The sequence below is a fragment of the Bacillus sp. CECT 9360 genome, assembly GCF_918741275.1.
Lineage (GTDB): Bacteria > Bacillota > Bacilli > Bacillales > DSM-1321 > Peribacillus.
Genome location: NZ_CAKKNA010000001.1, coordinates 121552 through 140149 on the forward strand (window position 1 = coordinate 121552; position 18598 = coordinate 140149).

The following is an 18598-nucleotide window of genomic DNA, read 5'->3' on the forward strand; positions in this document are numbered from 1 at the left end:
TAAGTAAGTCATGAAAGGAGCCAATCATCATGGAAAAACGAGTCATAGGTGTTTATGAAAATGAAGAACAGGCACATGCGGCCGTGGAGGATTTAAAAGAGAAAGGTTACAGCATGGACGAAATTTCTCTTGTCGCAAAAAATACCGAAAAATTGGGACCAGAAGCTGAGCAAGTGGAATCGAAGGATATGGATGGATTGATAGCCGGGGCAACAACAGGTGGAGCGATTGGCTTAGCCGGTCTTTTTGTCGGGTTGAGCGCCATTGCCATTCCGGGAATTGGCCCGATTTTAGCAGCAGGGCCGATATTTACCACACTAGGTGGAGCCGCCGCAGGCCTGGCTACCAAATCCGGCAGTTTAACGGAGGCTTTAAAGGATACGGGGCTGACGGAGGAAGAGGCTCGACAATACGAAGACGAAGTGAAACAAGGGAAAATTCTTGTAATGGTAACGGAGTAATTCCGTAATATAGTAACCTTTGCAATCCTTTTTTTGAGCAATAAAATAATAACAACTACTTAAGCAATTAAATGGTCTATTGTTCCATTCGAGTGGAATAATAGGCCATTTTTGAGTACTAGGTGTAGAAAAGGTCCCCAGCAATAACCCGAAAAACGGGGTCGCTTCAATCTTTATTTTCTATATTAATATCAAGACAATGCGGGTTCATAGTGATTAAGTCCCTACTTCCCTGGATATAAACAGTGATACCCTCGAAAAGCCGAACTCCTTTTATTCGCGTATAAGGATATTCATTTAAAAAAACCTATACACCCAAGAAAATTATAAATAATGGTGTTTTTTTGTAAATACTTTTTTCCTATTTCTTTGTAGTGTTAAGGTAATAAACCAAAGGGGGAACATTGTATGCAAAGAGCAAAAAAGGCATCCATGTTTATGCTTGCTTTATTGATGGCCATGCTTATGCTTGCGGGTTGTAATCAAGAATCCAGCAGCGGCAAGACTGAAGAATCCGGCGGAGGAAAAAAGGACGGGAACGGGAAGATCGTAGTCGGATTTTCACAGATTGGAGCAGAGAGCGGCTGGAGAACGGCCGAAACAAAGTCCATTAAAGAAACACTTGGGAATAGTCCGGATTTTGAATTGAAGTTTTCAGATGCACAGCAGAAACAAGAAAATCAAATTAAAGCGATCAGAAACTTTATTGCCCAGAAAGTGGATGTTATTGCCTTGGCTCCTGTTGTAGAAACGGGATGGGAGAGCGTCTTGAAGAAAGCGAAGGATGCCGATATTCCGGTTATCCTGCTCGACAGAGGCATTAAGGTTAATGATGAATCCTTGTATACAAGCTTCATAGGTTCTGATTTCATACTCGAGGGTGAAAACGCTGCTAAAGAACTGATTAAGTTAATCGGCGAAGATAAAGAGGCAAATATTGTTGAACTTCAAGGGACGGTTGGAGCAAGCGCGGCCAATGATCGTAAAAAAGGTTTTGAAAATGGATTAAAGGCTAATCCGAATTTCAAGATAACCAAATCACAGACAGGGGATTTCACAAGGGCAAAAGGCAAGGAAGTAATGGAAGCATTCTTGAAGTCTGACGGTAAAAATATTGATGCCGTTTATGCCCATAATGATGACATGGCGATGGGAGCGATCCAGGCGATAGAAGAGTATGGTTTAAAGCCGGGTGAAGATATTAAGGTCGTTTCCATTGATGGAATTAAAGATGCTTTTGAAGCTGCTGCACAGGGGAAAACGAATATTATCGTAGAATGTAACCCATTGCTCGGGCCGCAACTCGCGCAGGCTGTTAAAGATTTAAAGGCAGGCAAAGAAATAGAAAGGTGGATCAAGACTGACGAATCGGTGTTTGTTGGAAAAGAAGCCGCTGAAGAAGCTTTGCCTACTAGAAAATATTAACGGAAAATAAAAGTTAATAACCAAATGTATACGGGCTGTCTGATAAGTCACTAAAATGACGCAAGTTGAGAAAACGAGCAGTTTTTCTCCACTTGCTTTTTATTTTTCGATTTTTCTCTGAAAGTAGCTGAGGATACCTGCTACTTACAGAAGGAGGTTCCTAGGTAACCTCAAATAATGGCTTTATGTATAGAGAAATTTTCAAAAAAATACTTTTTTATTTAAGATATTGCACAGGTATAATTTATAATAGTTTTGAAGCTTCGAAAATAAGAAAGGATGTGAGCTATGCCTTACAAATGTCGTACTGAATCTGCTGAATTACTCATTCTGGAATTCTTAAATACTCGAATGAGTTTGTCTGATAAAGACAAGCAGCGCTATTTCAATTTAAAAAAAGGTTACGAAGGCGAGAAAAAATTTGATTCATTGTTAGAAAAGCTTCAGTGCGAATGCATGATATTAAATGATTTGCTGCTCAAACTAAATAGCACCTTGTTCCAAATCGACTCACTGATTATTACTTCCGAAACCATTTACTTTTTCGAAGTGAAGAACTATGAAGGGGATTATTATTATGAATCGGATAGATTATACATGGTCTCCGAAACTGAAATTAATAATCCACTAAACCAATTGAAGAGAAGCGAATCTTTATTGCGCCAGCTGCTCCAAAAACATGGATTAAACATGCCCATTCATGGTTCAGTCGTTTTTATCAACCCCGAATTTACTTTATACCAAACCCCTCGCAACAAATCATTTATTTTCCCAACTCAGGTTAATAGATACTTAAAGAACCTGGATAAAATATCTACAAAATTAAATAAAAATCATAAGATGTTAGCTGATAAATTGACTTCACTTCATATTAAAGACTCTCCTTTTAAGTTAATACCGTCATATAATTTTGACCAACTGCGAAAAGGAATTTCTTGTTTCAAGTGCACCTCTTTTTCAATTTCGGTCGAGGAAAGGAAATGTGTTTGTAAAGAATGCGGGCATGAAGAAGTAGTTGCAACTGCGGTAATGCGGAATGTGAATGAGTTTAAGCTTCTTTTTCCAGATCGAAGGATTAATACAAATGTTATTCATCAGTGGTGTAAAGTGGTGACATCTAAAAAGAGGATAAGAAGGATTCTTGAAAAAAATTTAAAAGTAGAAGGGGTTCATCGATGGGCCTTCTACGAATAAAACTTCATAGATCAATCACTGTTTATTTCTTAACTCTATAAAGAGCAGAATTGTCCTTCAACACCTGTCATGAAGGACAATTCCCTGGCCCGCAAGCCCCGTTTTGTCCTTGATGACCTGTATGAAGGACAATTCTCTGACCCGCAAGCCGTCTTTTGTCCTTGATGACCTGTATGAAGGACAATTCCTGCCTCACAAGCCCAGTTTTGTCCTTGATGACCTGTATGAAAGACAATTCCCTGGCCCGCAAGCCCGGTTTTGTCCTTGATGACCTGTATGAAGGACAATTCCCCGGCCCGCAAGCCCCGTTTTGTCCTTGCTGACCTGTATGAAGGACAATTCCCTGGCCCGCAAGCCCCGTTTTGTCCTTGATGACCTGTATGAAGGACAATTCCCTGGCCCGCAAGCCCAGTTTTGTCCTTGATGACCTGTATGAAGGACAATTCCCTGACCCGCAAGCCCGGTTTTGTCCTTGATGACCTTTATGAAGGACAATTCCCTGGCCCGCAAGCCCCGTTTTGTCCTTCAACACCCTAATAAGGGTCTTATCTCTAGCCCACTATTAATATATTATTTCATTTGCTTACGGTGCGGTTCTCCCCGCATATCCCGATAGCGTTTGTGCTTATAAAAAAGAGATGAAAAAAATGTTTACCCAAAAGCCTCTTGATTTATTTGAATTTTCGAAAAATAATTAAGCTATACAACCTAATCTGGAGAAAAAAGACATGAGTGTATTGTCATATTTTAATAATAAAAGTATTGGGTTTAAGCTCTTATTTTATTTTTTTGTCATTATCATTCTCTGCATTTCAACACTGACTTTATTAGGTAGCAGCATTTATAAGAAATCTCTTCAAGAGGAAGCCAATTCATATACTGTGCAAATGATGGAACAGGTCTGGAGTAATATTAAGTCGCTTCTTGATGAAAATGATAATATAATTCACTATCTCTCCATGGAAGAAAACATCCAACAATTTTGGAATGAGGAAAAACCTTCGGCAGAATTGATGGGAAAGATCAATCGGCAGATCGATGTCTATAAAAGCCGTCATACTGAAATGGCAGGAGTCTTACTGGTAAATGAGCACAATCAATTTGCCAGTAATGATATGTTTCCGGTCTCGAGGGATTCCCTTACTAAAGAGTATTGGTATCAGCAGGCTGCCCAGTCCCCGGAAAAGATCCAATTAATAAGTAATCCTGTTGGTAGAAATATCAGGGGAAAGTCGAATTATCAGGTAAACAACCTCTTGTCCGTTGTAAAAGCCATCAAGGACCCTGAAACAGATAAGGTAATTGGTGTTATCCTAATCGATCTAAAGCTGGACTTTATTAAAGAAATCATCGAATCGATAAAGTTAGGGGAAACCGGTTTTATATTTATCCTTAATAAAGCCGGGAATGTTGTTTACTCCCCTGTGAATCCTGTTGTATATAGAATCAACCCTGAATGGTTCTTGAAAAGCAATAATGGCACTATCCATCAAGTGATTGACGAAAATAAGTATCATATTATTTACAATACATACCCATCGATTAATTGGAAAGTGGTCGGCGTCTTTTCTTTAGATGAAACCACGGCTGTTGTGTCCCGCGTACAGCTTTATACCGTTTTCATTGCCGTACTGACTTTGCTTCTAGCTGCTATCGTCTCCTGGTTCTTTACCAGGTCCATCATAAAACCCGTTAATAAACTTAGAAAGCTGATGAAAAATGTGGAAGAGGGCAGATTTGACCTTCAGTTTCATTCTAAGTATGACGACGAAATCGGCCAGCTTGGCAGAAGTTACAACAGGATGATCGAGGAAATTGGCAGACTCATTCAGCTCGTTTACACGGAACAAAAGAATAAGCGTGAAGCCGAATTGAAAATATTGCAGGCACAAATCAAACCGCATTTTCTCTATAACACACTCGATACCATCCAATGGATGGCTTATGAATACAAAGCCAATCGAATAGTGGATATGGTTAAAGCGCTTACAACTCTATTTAGGATTGGTTTGAATAAAGGTAATGAAATCATTTCGGTGCATGAAGAAATACAACATGTCGAAAGTTATTTGATTATCCAAATGACAAGGTATGAATCCAAACTGGAATACGAGATTAACGTGGATGAACACGTAAAAAGCTATAAAGTTCTGAAACTTCTTTTGCAGCCGCTTGTAGAGAACGCGATATATCATGGAATCCGAAATAAGCGCGGGAAAGGAAAAATCTATATTAGTGTGAAACAAGAAGGAGAATCTTTGTTTCTAAGAGTTAAAGATACAGGGATTGGTATTCCAGAAGAACGAGTGCAAGAGCTGAACGCTTTTTTGGATGTTAACCATTTAACCAAGGATCAGCACAATGGATATGGACTTTTCAATGTAAATGAACGGATTCAGCTCGTGTATGGTTCCTATTACGGCCTCTCCATTGAAAGTTTGTATCAAGAATGGACCGTTGTTAGCATACATATTCCTGTTCAGTCATGATCAGGTTCAATTCATTTAATCGGAGGTATCATATGTGGAATTTATTAATTGCAGATGATGAAACCATTATACGAAGAGGATTAAAAGGAGCTGTTGACTGGGAGAAGTTTTCAATCGACATTGTCGGGGAAGCGGAGGATGGCGAGCTTGCCCTGGACATGGCCAAACAATTAAAGCCCGATTTGCTTTTAATTGATATTTGTATGCCTTTTCTAAATGGAATTGATTTAATAAAACAATTGGAAAACAACCTTCCCGACTCTCTTTTCATAATCATCACAGGACACGATGAATTTACGTATGCCAAGCAGGCCGTCAGAATGAAAGTCTTTGATTACTTGCTAAAACCTGTAAATGTTACCGAACTCGAGAGCGTTGTGGAAAGAGCCGTTTCTACTTTGCAAATCAATAGCCAGAACATCAACCGTAATAAGCAACTTGAGAGCAATAAAGATCTGTTGAAAAGTGATTTTCTGCAAAAATGGGTGACAGGATTTATTCCAATTGAAGAGGATGCAGAAGAGTTTCATATATTCGATATTAAATTCGTTGGAGCAGTCGGGGTTTCAGTCATTAAAATCAGGGATGTCGTCGATATTCATGCCGTTGATAAGTTCTGGAGTGATGAATTGCTGCTGTTTTCCTTGAAAAATATCATAAAAGATATTTTGACAGACATACCTTATGCTCAGTTTTTCGATGACCAGCGCGGAAATGTCGTCATTATTGTGCCTGAGGAACAAGCAACAAAGCTTGCGGAAATCAATCTTGCCATTAAGGAAAAAACGGAAACGTTTATAGGCAAGGTGATCATTTACTGTGAAAAGGTTACAGATCACGCAGCGCACATTCCTCTTGTTTATAAAGAACTATACCAGCAACTAAATACTGTTCATCAGATGTCACCGATTGTGATTCTAGCAAAAAATTATATCGATCAACATTATGCGGATACGAGTTTATCGCTGAACGAATTGGCGAATTATGCCCAGGTCAGCCCTACCTATTTGAGCAAGCAATTTAAGACGGAATTAGGCGCATCCTTTATCCAGTACCTAACGAAGGTAAGGATAGACAAAGCACTCTTACTGATGAAAGATCCCTACTTGAAGGTTTATGAAATTTCAGAGAGGGTGGGTTACAGCACACAGCATTATTTCTGCAATGCGTTTAAGAAAGTTGTAGGTAAGTCTCCGAGCTCCTACAGGAGAGGATATATGCAGTGAGAACGAATAAGGTATTCGCCACACTTACAATTCTCTTCTTGGGGTCAGCGCTAGTGGTTGCAGCAGTATTACAAAATGATGCTAAAAATGAAGGTGTCCATTCAAATGGACAGATTAAATACTTGATCGGCGTGTCTCACCCGAATTTGAACGGTTCCTGGCAAATCCAAATGAACAAGGAGATCAAAAAAGAAATTGCACAACATGGGGACGCGAGGGTCATTTTTACAGATGCGGCACAGAATGCCGATCAGCAGGTGGAAGATATCGAGACGATGATTAAATACGGAATCGATCTATTAATCGTGTCGGTTGATGATTCATCCGCATTAACTCCGGTGATAACAGAAGTTTATACAAAAATCCCGGTCATTGTTTTGGGGAGAGGTGTTAAAGGTTATGATTATACGCTATATATCGGATCTGACAACCACTTTAATGGGAAAATGGCGGCAAAGGAGGCAATCAAACTATTAGGGAATAAGCAGGGAGAAATCGTTGAAGTGCGAGGTATGAAGGGTTCCCTTCAAGCCGAGGAACGAAGTAAAGGTTTTAACGAAATGATCGGCAAGGAAACAAATTATACGATAACCGAGACGATATATGCTGACTGGTTAAAGGATAAAGCTGAAGACCAAATGAAAGGGCTGTTAATTTCAGGAATAAAACCAGATTTGATTTATGCTCATAATGATGCCATGGCTTATGGAGCATACAAAGCCCTTAAGGAAGAAAAGCTTAATGGGGTCCGGATCATAGGCAGTGATGGCATAAATGAAGAAAATGGCGGCCTTCAATTGGTCAAAGAAGGGATCATTGACACTACTTTTGTCACACCGACCGGCGGAAGTAAGGCAGCACAGTATGCCATCGACATCTTACATAACGTTCCAGGTTTGCCCAAAAAAATTATTGTCAGAGACCATGAAGTCACCGCAGACAACGTGGACCATTACTTAAATGAAGGTAACGATCAGACTGATCAACTGGTCCTGGAAAAGAAACGAAACATAAAGCTGGGCTTCGCGCAATTGGGCACTGAAAGCGAGTGGCGCCTCGCAAATACCCAATCAGTGATCTCAGCAGCAAAAGAAGCCGGTATCGAGCTTAAGGTAAAAAATGCGGAAAATGATCAAAGCAAACAGATTGATATCATTCGTGAGTTTATAAAACAAGAGGTAGATATAATCGTATTTTCACCAAAAGTGGAGCAAGGATGGGACGCGGTTCTGACTGAAGCAAAGAAGGCGGGGATTCCGGTTATCCTGATGGACCGTGAAATAAATGTCGATGACCAGTCCCTTTGGACATCGTTTATCGGCTCGGATTTTGAGGAGGAAGGAAAACGGGCGGCCAAATGGCTGGTATCAGATTCTAAATCGGCGAAATCCCCGGTACATATTATCGAACTTGAAGGCACCAAAGGTTCAGCGCCAGCAAAAGACCGAAAGAAGGGATTTCAAGAAACAATAAAAGGCAATTTGAAATTTCAGCTTTTAAAGGCATATTCTGGTGACTTTACGATGCTAAAAGGAAGAAAAATGATGGAAAAGGCCTTGAAAGCATATGGGAAAAAGATTGACGTGGTATACGCCCATAATGACGACATGGCTTTGGGTGCGATTCAAGCAATAGAAGAATATAGGCTAAAACCGGGGGAAGATATCAAAATCATTTCTATAGATGCTACCGATAAAGCTTTCCGCGCATTAAGCGTAGGCAAGATGAATTTTACGGTAGAATGTAATCCGTTGCTTGGACCTCAGCTTATGAAGGCGATCAAAGACCTGGCAAGCGGCATTGAAATCCCTAAAAAAATCATCACTTCAGAAGAAACATTTACCCAGAATCAGGCAAAAAAAGAATTGTACCGCAGAGATTATTAATCGTCTTTAATACCATAAAGATAATATTGTTCATCATGACCTTCGCACTGTGCCGAGGGTTATTTTTTAGCAGGAAGGAAAGTATATTTTCCTTCCTGCATAAGTGCAACTACGTCTAATCTCTGCCTTACGGCTCGTCAATCGACGAGTTTTCTTTATAAATTTAATTGAAAATCACAAAAAATGCTATTTTTTTTTAAATACTTCTCCCGACTTATTTCCTATACTTTTACATAACCTCAGCTCTTAAGAGACCAATACGGTACGTTAAATAAACAAAGTAGGTGCTTTTTATGGAGTCTAATATTCTACTGGAGGCTGAAAATATCTCCAAGACCTTTCCTGGGGTCAAAGCTTTAACGCATGTCAATTTCACTCTGCGAAAGGGGGAAATTCATTCGTTAATGGGAGAAAATGGGGCGGGTAAGTCCACCCTGATCAAAGTGCTGACAGGGGTGCATGAAAAGGATGAGGGGCAAATTTTTCTGGCGGGCCAGCCGATAAATCCCGGTTCTACAGAAGAGGCACAGGCACTCGGGATTAGCACGGTATATCAGGAAGTTAATCTTTGTGAAAATTTATCGGTCGCGGAAAATATTTATATTGGCAGAGAGCCGAAGCGATGTGGAAGAATTGACTGGAATGAAATGTACCGGAGAGCTGAAAAACTGCTGGAAGAGAAATTACAGTTAAACATTGATGTCAGGAGAACGTTACTTTCTTATTCAACTGCAATTCAGCAGATGGTTGCCATCGCGAGGGCAGTCGATATTTCAAGCGGGGTTTTAATTTTGGATGAACCTACCTCAAGTTTAGATACAAATGAAGTCGAACAGCTATTTGCGGTTATGAGGAATTTGAAAAGTGAGGGCATGGGGATTGTCTTTGTCAGCCATTTTCTTGACCAGGTTTTTGAAATTACCGACCGGGTAACGGTGCTCCGGAACGGCCAGTGGATTGGGGAATACGAAACGAAACAGCTCACGAAAACGGAGCTTGTCTCGAAAATGATCGGCAAAGAATGGGGGGAAACAGTAGTCAATGAAAAGGTAAGGGCACCGAAAACGGGAGCAGACGAATTCATTCACACCTATGATCTCGAAAAGAAAGGAAGCATCAATCCGATGACGCTTTCATTAAGAAAGGGAGAGGTTTTAGGTCTTGCAGGACTGTTGGGATCGGGACGGACGGAGCTTGCTAAACTGTTATTTGGCATCGACAAATCCGATGATGGCGTTCTTGAGATCGAGAACCAGGAAATTAAATCGATGAATCCAAAGCTTGCGATTGCAAAGGGGATGGGCTTTTGTCCGGAAGATCGCAAGGTTGAAGGAGTCATCGGTGAGTTGACGATTCGCGAGAATATCATCCTCGGACTGCAAGCAAAGCGTGGAGTTTTTCGGTATATTCCCCAAAAAGAACAAAGAGAAATAGCCACTAAATATATCAATCTCCTGCAAATCAAAACGCCGAGCATGGAACAAAGAATCGATAACTTAAGTGGGGGAAACCAGCAAAAAGTAATCCTGGCAAGATGGCTAGCCACGAACCCGAGATTATTGATTTTGGATGAGCCCACAAGGGGGATTGATGTAGGTACGAAGGCGGCAATCCGAAACTTAATTTTGGAGCTTGCAGCGGAAGGAATGACGATTTTGTTCATCTCTGCGGAGCTTGAAGAAATGGTCGGCTGCTGTGATCGGATCCTTGTGTTAAGGGACCGTTATTTAATTGGAGAATTAGAGGGTGCGAGTATGACTGTCTCAAACATTATGGAGATGATTGCGGAAGGAGCTGATTTAGTTGAAGCAAGCCATGGATAGCTTTTTACGGGCAAAGATTTTTTGGCCGCTGGCAGCTCTTGTTCTCCTGCTTTTAATCAATGCAATCATGATTCCTGGCTTCTTCACGATCGAAGTGAAAGATGGCCATTTATTTGGAAGCACCATCGATATTCTCAACCGTGTCACACCGCTGCTTGTCATCGCAATTGGCATGACCCTTGTCATCGCTAAAGAAGGGATCGATATATCTGTCGGCTCGGTCTTGGCGATAGCAGCTGCTGCGTCCGCTGATTTGTTAAACAATAACGCTTCTGTTTCAACGGCAATTATCGCGGCCCTATTGATTGGGGTGGTTTGCGGATTATGGAATGGTGTGTTGGTGGCTTATTTCGAAATCCAGCCGATGATCGCGACACTGATATTAATGACAGTCGGCAGGGGAATCGCACAGTTAATCACAGATGGGCAGATTCTCACCGTTCATAACGAAGCCTTCCAGTATATCGGCAAGGGATTCTTGTTAGGTCTGCCGTTTTCGATCTTTATCGGGTTGACCGTTTTATTTATCATCCTATTTTTGAAGAAGAAAACAGCCTTAGGTTTATTTCTTGAATCCATCGGTGCCAATATGACCGGAAGCATTTATACAGGCATCCAGCCAAAACGGATTATTCTCATCGTCTACATGATTTCCGGAGTTTGCGCGGCCATTGCCGGGCTGATCGTCTGTGCGAATGTCAGTAGTGCCGATGCCAATAATGCCGGGCTTTGGATTGAACTGGATGCAATACTCGCGGTTGTCATCGGTGGGACATCAATGCGTGGAGGAAGATATTATCTGGGTGGAACGCTCGTTGGCGCTTTATTTATCCAGACGCTATCGACGACGATTTATTCGATGGGAATCCGGCCAGAAATCACGATGGTTGTTAAGGCAATAGTGGTTATCATTGTTTGTCTATTGCAATCGCCGGAATTCAGGCAGATGTTCAAACAACCAACAATGAAGAAGAAGGTGAATGCGGCATGAAGCGGCTTGGTCTCCGAATCAATGAAAAAAATATCATCGTGTTTGCAACTCTCTTGCTGATTGCCTTGCTCTATGCCTATGGGACGTTTTCTTTCACTGGGTTCTTTAGCATGCAGGTATTCCTTAATTTGTTCATTGATAACGCATATCTGATCATCGTCGCGACAGGGATGGCTTTTGTTATCATAACCGGCGGCATTGATCTATCTGTTGCATCCCTTGTCGCGTTTATTAGCATGGTTACGGCTTACCTTTTGCAGCAAGGCGTCAACGCATTTTTGGTTATCGGCCTTATATTGTTGATCGGGCTCATCTTTGGAGCGGCCCAGGGATACCTCATCTACAGATTTAATCTCCACCCCTGGATTGTTACGCTTGCGGGAATGTTTTTTGCCAGGGGACTAAGCTATCTGATCGATACAGAAAGCATAGAGATCACGGATCCAATCTTTACAACGCTTTCGGATTTTAAGGTGTATGTATATGGCGAGAATTATCTTTCCCTGGGTGCCTGCATTTCGCTTCTAGTCGTGATTTTCGCGATGTATGCATCGAAATATACAAGGTTTGCCCGCAATGTTTATGCGATTGGCGGAAACGCCGGTTCAGCGACTCTTATGGGGCTTCCGGTCAAGAGGACGACGGTGATCGTTTATACGGTTTCAGGACTTTGCTCCGCACTTGGAGGTTTGGTATTCACGATTTACATGCAATCCGGCTACGCCCTGCATGTAATGGGCATGGAAATGGACGCGATTGCTGCGTGTGTAATCGGAGGTATCCTATTAACTGGCGGCGTAGGGTATTTAATCGGACCTACTTTGGGAGTCATCAGCATGGGGATCATCCAAACGATCATTATGTTCCAGGGCACCTTAAGCTCATGGTGGACGAAAATTGCTGTCGGATTTCTGCTGTTTTTATTTATTATTTTGCAAAGAGTCATCGTCATCCGCAGGGCAAAGAAAAAAGTTATTTCCGCAACCGAACACAGCATCAAGAAGGAAGCCTCACAGCAGCACGCGATATGAATCAATGCAACAGCAAGGAATTAACAGGGAAGTATATCTATCAAAATACAAGAATAGCCAAAAAATTATAAAATGTTGCCGCATATTGTAAATCTTTTTTACGGTCATCTTGTTAAAGTTGGTATTGAATCGAAAAGGATTATACGGAGGTGAGCAGTAAAACTAGTTTTAAAGATTGGGTTTATATTTGCATAGCAGAATAGTAGCTTTGTGTCGAATTGGCAGGACCATTCTATTAGGGGAGGCAAGACAGAACTATGAAAAAATCACTCGTGATCTGTTTTTTAACCTTAACCGTTGCATTCGTACTGGCAATCGGACTTAATGCTGGACCACACACCCTAGCAAAAGCGGAAAATGACGTGCGGCCTCATGGGCTTAAAGGAGAATATTATAAATCAAGCGGACCGGGAAAATTTGATTTTCATGAATTAAAAACAACCATTGTGGATTATGATCTTAATTTTACTGATTTAAATCCAGTGTTTGATCTGTTTACTGGTCAAAATGACAATACGGCTGCTAGATGGACGGGAAAGATCGTTCCTGAACATTCAGAGGATTATACTTTTTACATGATTGGAGACAACGGCTTTAGAGTATGGATCGACGGAAAACTGGCGATAGATTTTTGGCAGGATAAATGGGACATCGAGCAAAAAAGCGCACCGATCTCATTAGAAGCAGGGAAAGAATACGATATCAAAGTTGAGTATTTTGAACACTTTGGAGGCGCTAACCTGAAATTGTTCTGGTCAAGCGATAGTGTGAAGAAACAAATCGTCCCTAGTAGCGCCTTTTACTTACCTGACGGTTATGGAGCGAACGAAACCGTAAAAACCGCACAAGTGTTGAAAGATGGGAAACATGTAGAATTGAAATTCAATCATCCTTTGGCGAAATTGCCTGCTAATCTAAAGGAACACTTAACGATCAATCTCAATGGGAACAGTTGGGAAATCAAAAGCTTCTCGCTAAAGAAAAATGACCCTTCCACTCTCATAATTGAAACGGCTCATCCTATATACGAACGAACAGGCAACCAGGTACTCGTAAAGTATGACGGAAAAGGGGGGATTTTCACTGAGGAAGGTAGCGAAATACCGAATTTCCTTAACCGCGTACAGAATTTTTCCCAGTTTAATATAAAGTCCCCTTGGGCAGATAAAGTGAAAGAAAACAATGTCCTCCCTGAATATCCACGACCACAGATGAAAAGGGACAAATGGCTTAACCTGAATGGAAAATGGGAGTTCCAAGCTGCAACAGAAGGAGAATCAGTCCCGAACGGCAAAAAGTTAAACGAATCGATTCTTGTTCCATTTGCGGTAGAAACCGCCTTGTCCGGGGTGGAAAGATCGGAAAGCCATATGTGGTATAAACGGAATTTTACGATTCCAAAGGACTGGAAAAAAGAAAGAATCAAATTGAACTTCGGAGCCGTCGATTGGAAAACGAATGTATATGTGAACGGGAAAAAAGTAGGGGAGCACATCGGCGGATATGATACATTCAGCTTTGATATTACCGACCATCTGGTTAAGGGCAATAACGAATTGATCGTAGAAGTCTATGACCCGACCAGCGGAGGCCAGGCTAGAGGTAAGCAAACCACGAACCCGGAAGGAATCTGGTATACGCCAACTTCAGGAATCTGGCAAACGGTTTGGCTGGAGCCGGTTTCAGAAGCAAGTATTGAATCCGTTAAAACGGTAACGGATATTCACGAAAACAAAGTGAACCTGACTGTTAAAGGAATAAATGCCGATGGAAAGACAGTTGAGGCTATCGTTTATCAAAAGGGTAAAAAAGTGGGCACACAAACTGGGAAGGCAGGAGAAACATTCGTCGTGTCTGTGCCGAAGCCGCGTCTGTGGACAACGGAGGATCCCTTCTTATATGATGTGAAAATTAATTTGAAGGATGGCAATAACGTAGTTGATACGGTGGAGAGTTACTTTGGTATGAGGGAAATATCGCTCGGAAAAGTAGGTGACAAGCTGCGCCCATTATTGAACGGAGAATTCGTCTTCCAGATCGGACCGCTCGACCAAGGCTACTGGCCGGATGGCGGCTTAACGGCGCCGACGGACGAAGCTCTGAAATTCGATATTGAAAAAACAAAGGATCTAGGGTTCAACATGATCCGCAAGCATATCAAAGTCGAGCCTGAGCGCTGGTATTATTGGGCCGACAAAATGGGGATGATCGTCTGGCAGGATATGCCGAGCATGGAAGGCTCTGGTGCCGGCGCAAGAAAAACTCCAGAGGACCTGAAACAGTTTGAACACGAATTCAAAGAGATGATTCAGGAAAGATACAATCATCCTTCCATTGTGTTATGGACCGTCTTTAATGAAGGTTGGGGCCAGTATGACACAGTCAGAATGACAAACTGGGTCAAGAGTCTGGATCCGACACGCCTCGTTTCAAATGCGAGTGGCTGGACCGATGAAAGAGTAGGGGACGTCCTCGACTGGCACACGTATCCTAACCCAAGATCACCAAGGGTGGAAGAGAACCGGATTGCCGTCATCGGCGAGTACGGCGGCCTAGGTTTGTCGACCCCGGGCCATGAATGGGGCACAAGCGGCTGGAGCTATGCAAACAAGACCAGCAAAGAAGAAGTCACAGATACGTATATCGATTACACGAAATCATTGAAAAGCTTCATCCATAACGAAGGATTGAGCGCAGCGGTCTATACCCAAACGACAGATGTAGAAGGTGAGCTAAATGGATTGCTCACATATGATAGAAAAGTTACTAAAGTATTGACAGATAGAATCAGGGAAGCCAATCAATCGTTAATTAAATCAGCTTCATCCCGTTATGTGTTACTTGAAAAAATACAGGATGCCTCGACTATCGCAAAAAAAGCTAAAGAAGGTACGGATCCAGGAGAATATCCTGAGGCTGCGATTAAGTCCTTTAAGAGAACAATTGGAGAAGCATACTCCGTTTACTCCAATAAGGAATCAACTATAGAGCAGCATTTCAATACCATCGATAAGCTAAATAAAGCGATTGCGGATTTAAAGTACGAAATGAATCCGCCAATTGAAAAAGGTGCGAGCATCGATCATTTTGAGCAAAAGGAATTAGGCAACGGCTGGTCCATTTTCCATGACAATCCTGATAAGTGGAATTTGACGGAAAACCCTGACAGCTTAACCATTACGGCGCAACAAGGGGACTCTCATGAAGGAAACAATTCCATTAAAAATGTATTTTTGCAGGATGCTCCTGCCGGCGACTTTGAAATTACCACGAAGCTGAATGCTTCTGTCGGTGCTAACCATGAACAGACCGGTTTGTATGTGTGGCAGGACGAGGATAATTATATCCGTTTTGGCCATGTATGGGACAATGGTCTAAAACTTGAAACAGCAAAGGAAGAGGGAACTAGGTACAGTAAGGCTCAGAATATAGTCGCTCATCCAGGCGGGGACACTGTCTATCTAAAAATCAAGAAAACTGGTAATGTCTATTCCACTTTCTTCTGGAATGACGGAAATTGGCATAAAGCGAGTGACCCGATCACCTCAGACATATCAAGCAGCAAAATCGGGCTTTATGCCGCCAGCCCGGGCAGTGGAAAAGAGTTTAAAGCAAAATTTGATTATTTTACTTGGCAGGAATAAAACTAATACAATAGTCTATAAGCGACGTCAAATACAGAAAGATATAAGGATATAGACCATATCCTTATATCTTTTATGAATAGGGTAAATAAGTGGCTTATGCTTTTCTACTACCATTCTATAAACATTTATAATTAAATCTTTTAGAGGTTCTTTTCTATGAATAGCAATCCAGAGATGTGGAGTATTATTCACTACTTGTAAGAGAAGATAAATTTATAATGCAACTGTGAGTAAAGAGGCTGTAACATCAAAAGGTCGTTGATCCAAAACTAGTTCGTTTCGGCCTCCTCTTTTTATGCTATTTAGGTGAATCTCCAGTTAAGTTAGAAACTATTCGCATTTTCACTTTAGTTTTGCTTTTTAAAAAAACAAAGTACGTGTAAAACAAAGAGGCTGTCCAAAAAGTAATACTTTTTGGGTCAGCCTCTTTAATATTGTAAATGTGTAGAAGGGAGAGTAATAGTCTTCCATACTCAGCTATTAAAGCAGGGTGTACCAAAAGTAGGTAATCATACTTTTGGTACACCCCTTTTGACATACTTGTCCTTATTTTACATTGAGTATTTAAAAATTACTTATGAGAGAGAAAACATAAATTGAACAGCAATGGGCTATTACTTGGAATTTATATTGATACCCAAGAGTAAAGGTACCTGTTATTATAAGCAATGAAAAGGGATAGTTAGTGAAGGAACTTCCGGAACTGTATTTGCCTCACTTGAATGTGTACCAGAAGTGGACGGGGGCAATTTAAGCATTTTGCATGTGTTCTGTCATCGCCTTTCTAATGAGTGGCATGCAATGGGAGTTACGCGTTCAGCCTAGATGTCGCTTCGCTGGTGTAAGGACACTTTCTCAAATCTTCATACGAAGAGTTTCTTTCCAATGCTCAGACAATGGGAAGTACATTTGAACACCGAAATAAAAAATTAAAGGCGGGTTACAAATTTGGCTACTTTCTTTTTAGTAATCATCTATCTGGCTTTCATCAGCTTAGGTTTACCTGATTCATTGTTGGGAGTGGCATGGCCTGTGATGCAATTGGAATATGGAGCATCCCTTGACACTGCCGGCTTGCTTTTTATGACGATAGCCGGCGGTACAATTATTTCCAGTTTAGCAAGCGGGACTGTACTTAAACGGTTCGGAACAGGCAATGTCACATTTGTCAGTTGCTTAATGACTGCTGGAGCTCTGCTAGGTTTTACTTTTGCCCCATCACTTGTTTGGTTAATTATATGTGCCATACCACTTGGATTAGGTGCAGGATCTATTGATGCAGGATTAAACAGTTATGTTGCAACACATTACAAAGCACATCACATGAGTTGGTTGCATTGTTTCTGGGGAGTTGGGGCTACACTTGGTCCCATCATTATGGCTCCATTTATTTCAGAGCAAAATGCTTGGAGACAGGGTTATCTTGCTATTGCTGGCATTCAGTTTGCATTAGTTGTAATCCTCTTCTTCACGCTTCCTTTATGGAATAGGGTCGCAAGAAACACCCATGTCAATATAAGTGAAGTGCGGGAAGATTCAAAAAGTGCATTTGATGATGAAGATACTGAAAATGTAAAGCCTTTGCGGATGAGCGGAGTTAAGCTAGCTCTGACATCTTTCTTTTTTTATTGTGGTGTTGAAGCAACAATGGGCCTATGGGGGAGTAGCTTTCTGGTAAATGTTAAGGAGTTACCAGTAGCGGTTGCTGCACAATGGGTTTCCCTATATTACGCAGGAATAACAATCGGCAGGTTTATCACAGGCTTTATTACTTTTAAGGTCAGTAACCGTACGCTCATTCGGGTAGGGCAAATAACTGCATTGGCTGGTGCGGCACTTCTATTCTTACCATTGCCGTCCATTTTCTCACTTGCAGGCTTTATCATGATTGGCTTAGGATTAGCACCGATATTTCCATGCATGTTGCAGGAAACACCAGCACGTTTTGGGAAGAAGCATTCCCAGACAATTATGGGCTATCAAATCGCTGTTGCCTATACAGGTATTACGCTTATGCCGCCTCTTCTTGGTTTTATTGCATCTCATTCAACAATAGCAATTTTCCCGTTTTTTATTGTTATTTTTGCTGCAGCAATGCTCATGGGTTCTGAAAGATTAAATGTATTATTGAAAAGGAAGAATCATTCAAAGGGGAAAAATACAAATTCTACAGTACTTTAATCAAATAGAGTTTGAATTGATAACTAAGCTGCTAATTTTTACAATAACGAAAATAAATATAGGAGTTATTTCTGCAGCGACAGTCCGGCAAAAAAGTGGTGGAGGAAGTCTATATACTGACACCTGGAAAAGCTGAGATGAGCTCGGAAAAGAATTTTAACAGCAGTGATTTTCAAAGCACTTATAAAATGGGCGCGTTTTGTTTCGAGCCGGGTGAGAGTTTATCTGACTTTAAGGATTGGCT

General features: G+C 41.3%; 12 protein-coding genes. 11 read left to right on the plus strand and 1 reads right to left on the minus strand.

Annotated elements, in window-relative coordinates; genetic code table 11:
* Nucleotides 1-29: 29 nt before the first annotated feature.
* From LQ216_RS00565 to LQ216_RS00575, 3 genes are all read left to right on the plus strand, one after another.
* Nucleotides 30-461 carry a general stress protein gene (locus LQ216_RS00565; RefSeq protein ID WP_230126186.1) on the plus strand — a complete coding sequence of 144 codons (432 nt, stop codon included), beginning with the start codon at nt 30-32 and terminating at the stop codon, nt 459-461.
* A gap of 408 nt (nt 462-869) precedes the next feature.
* A complete protein-coding gene (locus LQ216_RS00570; RefSeq protein WP_230126187.1) occupies nt 870-1886 on the plus strand; it encodes an ABC transporter substrate-binding protein in 1017 nt (338 codons plus the stop codon).
* Nucleotides 1887-2174: 288 nt separating this feature from the next.
* A complete protein-coding gene (locus LQ216_RS00575) occupies nt 2175-3080 on the plus strand; it encodes a nuclease-related domain-containing protein (protein WP_230126188.1) in 906 nt (301 codons plus the stop codon).
* Between the two features lie 67 nt (nt 3081-3147).
* Here the strand turns inward: LQ216_RS00575 and LQ216_RS00580 are convergent, their stop codons facing one another.
* Entirely contained in the window at nt 3148-3609 is a 462-nt protein-coding gene (locus LQ216_RS00580; protein WP_230126189.1) for a hypothetical protein, read from the minus strand.
* Between the two features lie 199 nt (nt 3610-3808).
* On the opposite strand from LQ216_RS00580, the gene LQ216_RS00585 reads away from it, so the two are divergent.
* From LQ216_RS00585 to LQ216_RS00620, 8 genes are all read left to right on the plus strand, one after another.
* Nucleotides 3809-5569: a sensor histidine kinase gene (locus LQ216_RS00585; RefSeq protein ID WP_230126190.1), complete on the plus strand. Its 1761-nt coding sequence runs from the start codon at nt 3809-3811 to the stop codon at nt 5567-5569.
* A 32-nt stretch (nt 5570-5601) separates the two neighbouring features.
* Nucleotides 5602-6795, plus strand: coding sequence for a response regulator (locus LQ216_RS00590; protein ID WP_230126191.1), 1194 nt, complete (start codon nt 5602-5604; stop codon nt 6793-6795).
* Nucleotides 6792-8681 carry a substrate-binding domain-containing protein gene (locus LQ216_RS00595; RefSeq protein ID WP_230126192.1) on the plus strand — a complete coding sequence of 630 codons (1890 nt, stop codon included), beginning with the start codon at nt 6792-6794 and terminating at the stop codon, nt 8679-8681. The genes LQ216_RS00590 and LQ216_RS00595 overlap by 4 nt, the downstream gene beginning before the upstream one ends.
* Before the next feature lie 293 nt (nt 8682-8974).
* Nucleotides 8975-10504, plus strand: coding sequence for a sugar ABC transporter ATP-binding protein (locus tag LQ216_RS00600; RefSeq protein WP_230126193.1), 1530 nt, complete (start codon nt 8975-8977; stop codon nt 10502-10504).
* Nucleotides 10485-11495 (plus strand): ABC transporter permease, encoded by a 1011-nt coding sequence (locus LQ216_RS00605; RefSeq protein ID WP_230126194.1) that lies wholly within the window; start codon nt 10485-10487, stop codon nt 11493-11495. Before LQ216_RS00600 ends, LQ216_RS00605 begins: the two co-directional genes overlap by 20 nt.
* Nucleotides 11420-12526, plus strand: coding sequence for a galactofuranose ABC transporter, permease protein YjfF (gene yjfF, locus LQ216_RS00610; protein ID WP_230126195.1), 1107 nt, complete (start codon nt 11420-11422; stop codon nt 12524-12526). The genes LQ216_RS00605 and yjfF overlap by 76 nt, the downstream gene beginning before the upstream one ends.
* Nucleotides 12527-12783: 257 nt before the next feature.
* Nucleotides 12784-16170 carry a PA14 domain-containing protein gene (locus tag LQ216_RS00615; protein ID WP_230126196.1) on the plus strand — a complete coding sequence of 1129 codons (3387 nt, stop codon included), beginning with the start codon at nt 12784-12786 and terminating at the stop codon, nt 16168-16170.
* A gap of 951 nt (nt 16171-17121) precedes the next feature.
* Nucleotides 17122-18354 carry an MFS transporter gene (locus LQ216_RS00620; protein WP_230126197.1) on the plus strand — a complete coding sequence of 411 codons (1233 nt, stop codon included), beginning with the start codon at nt 17122-17124 and terminating at the stop codon, nt 18352-18354.
* The last annotated feature ends 244 nt before the right edge of the window (nt 18355-18598 follow it).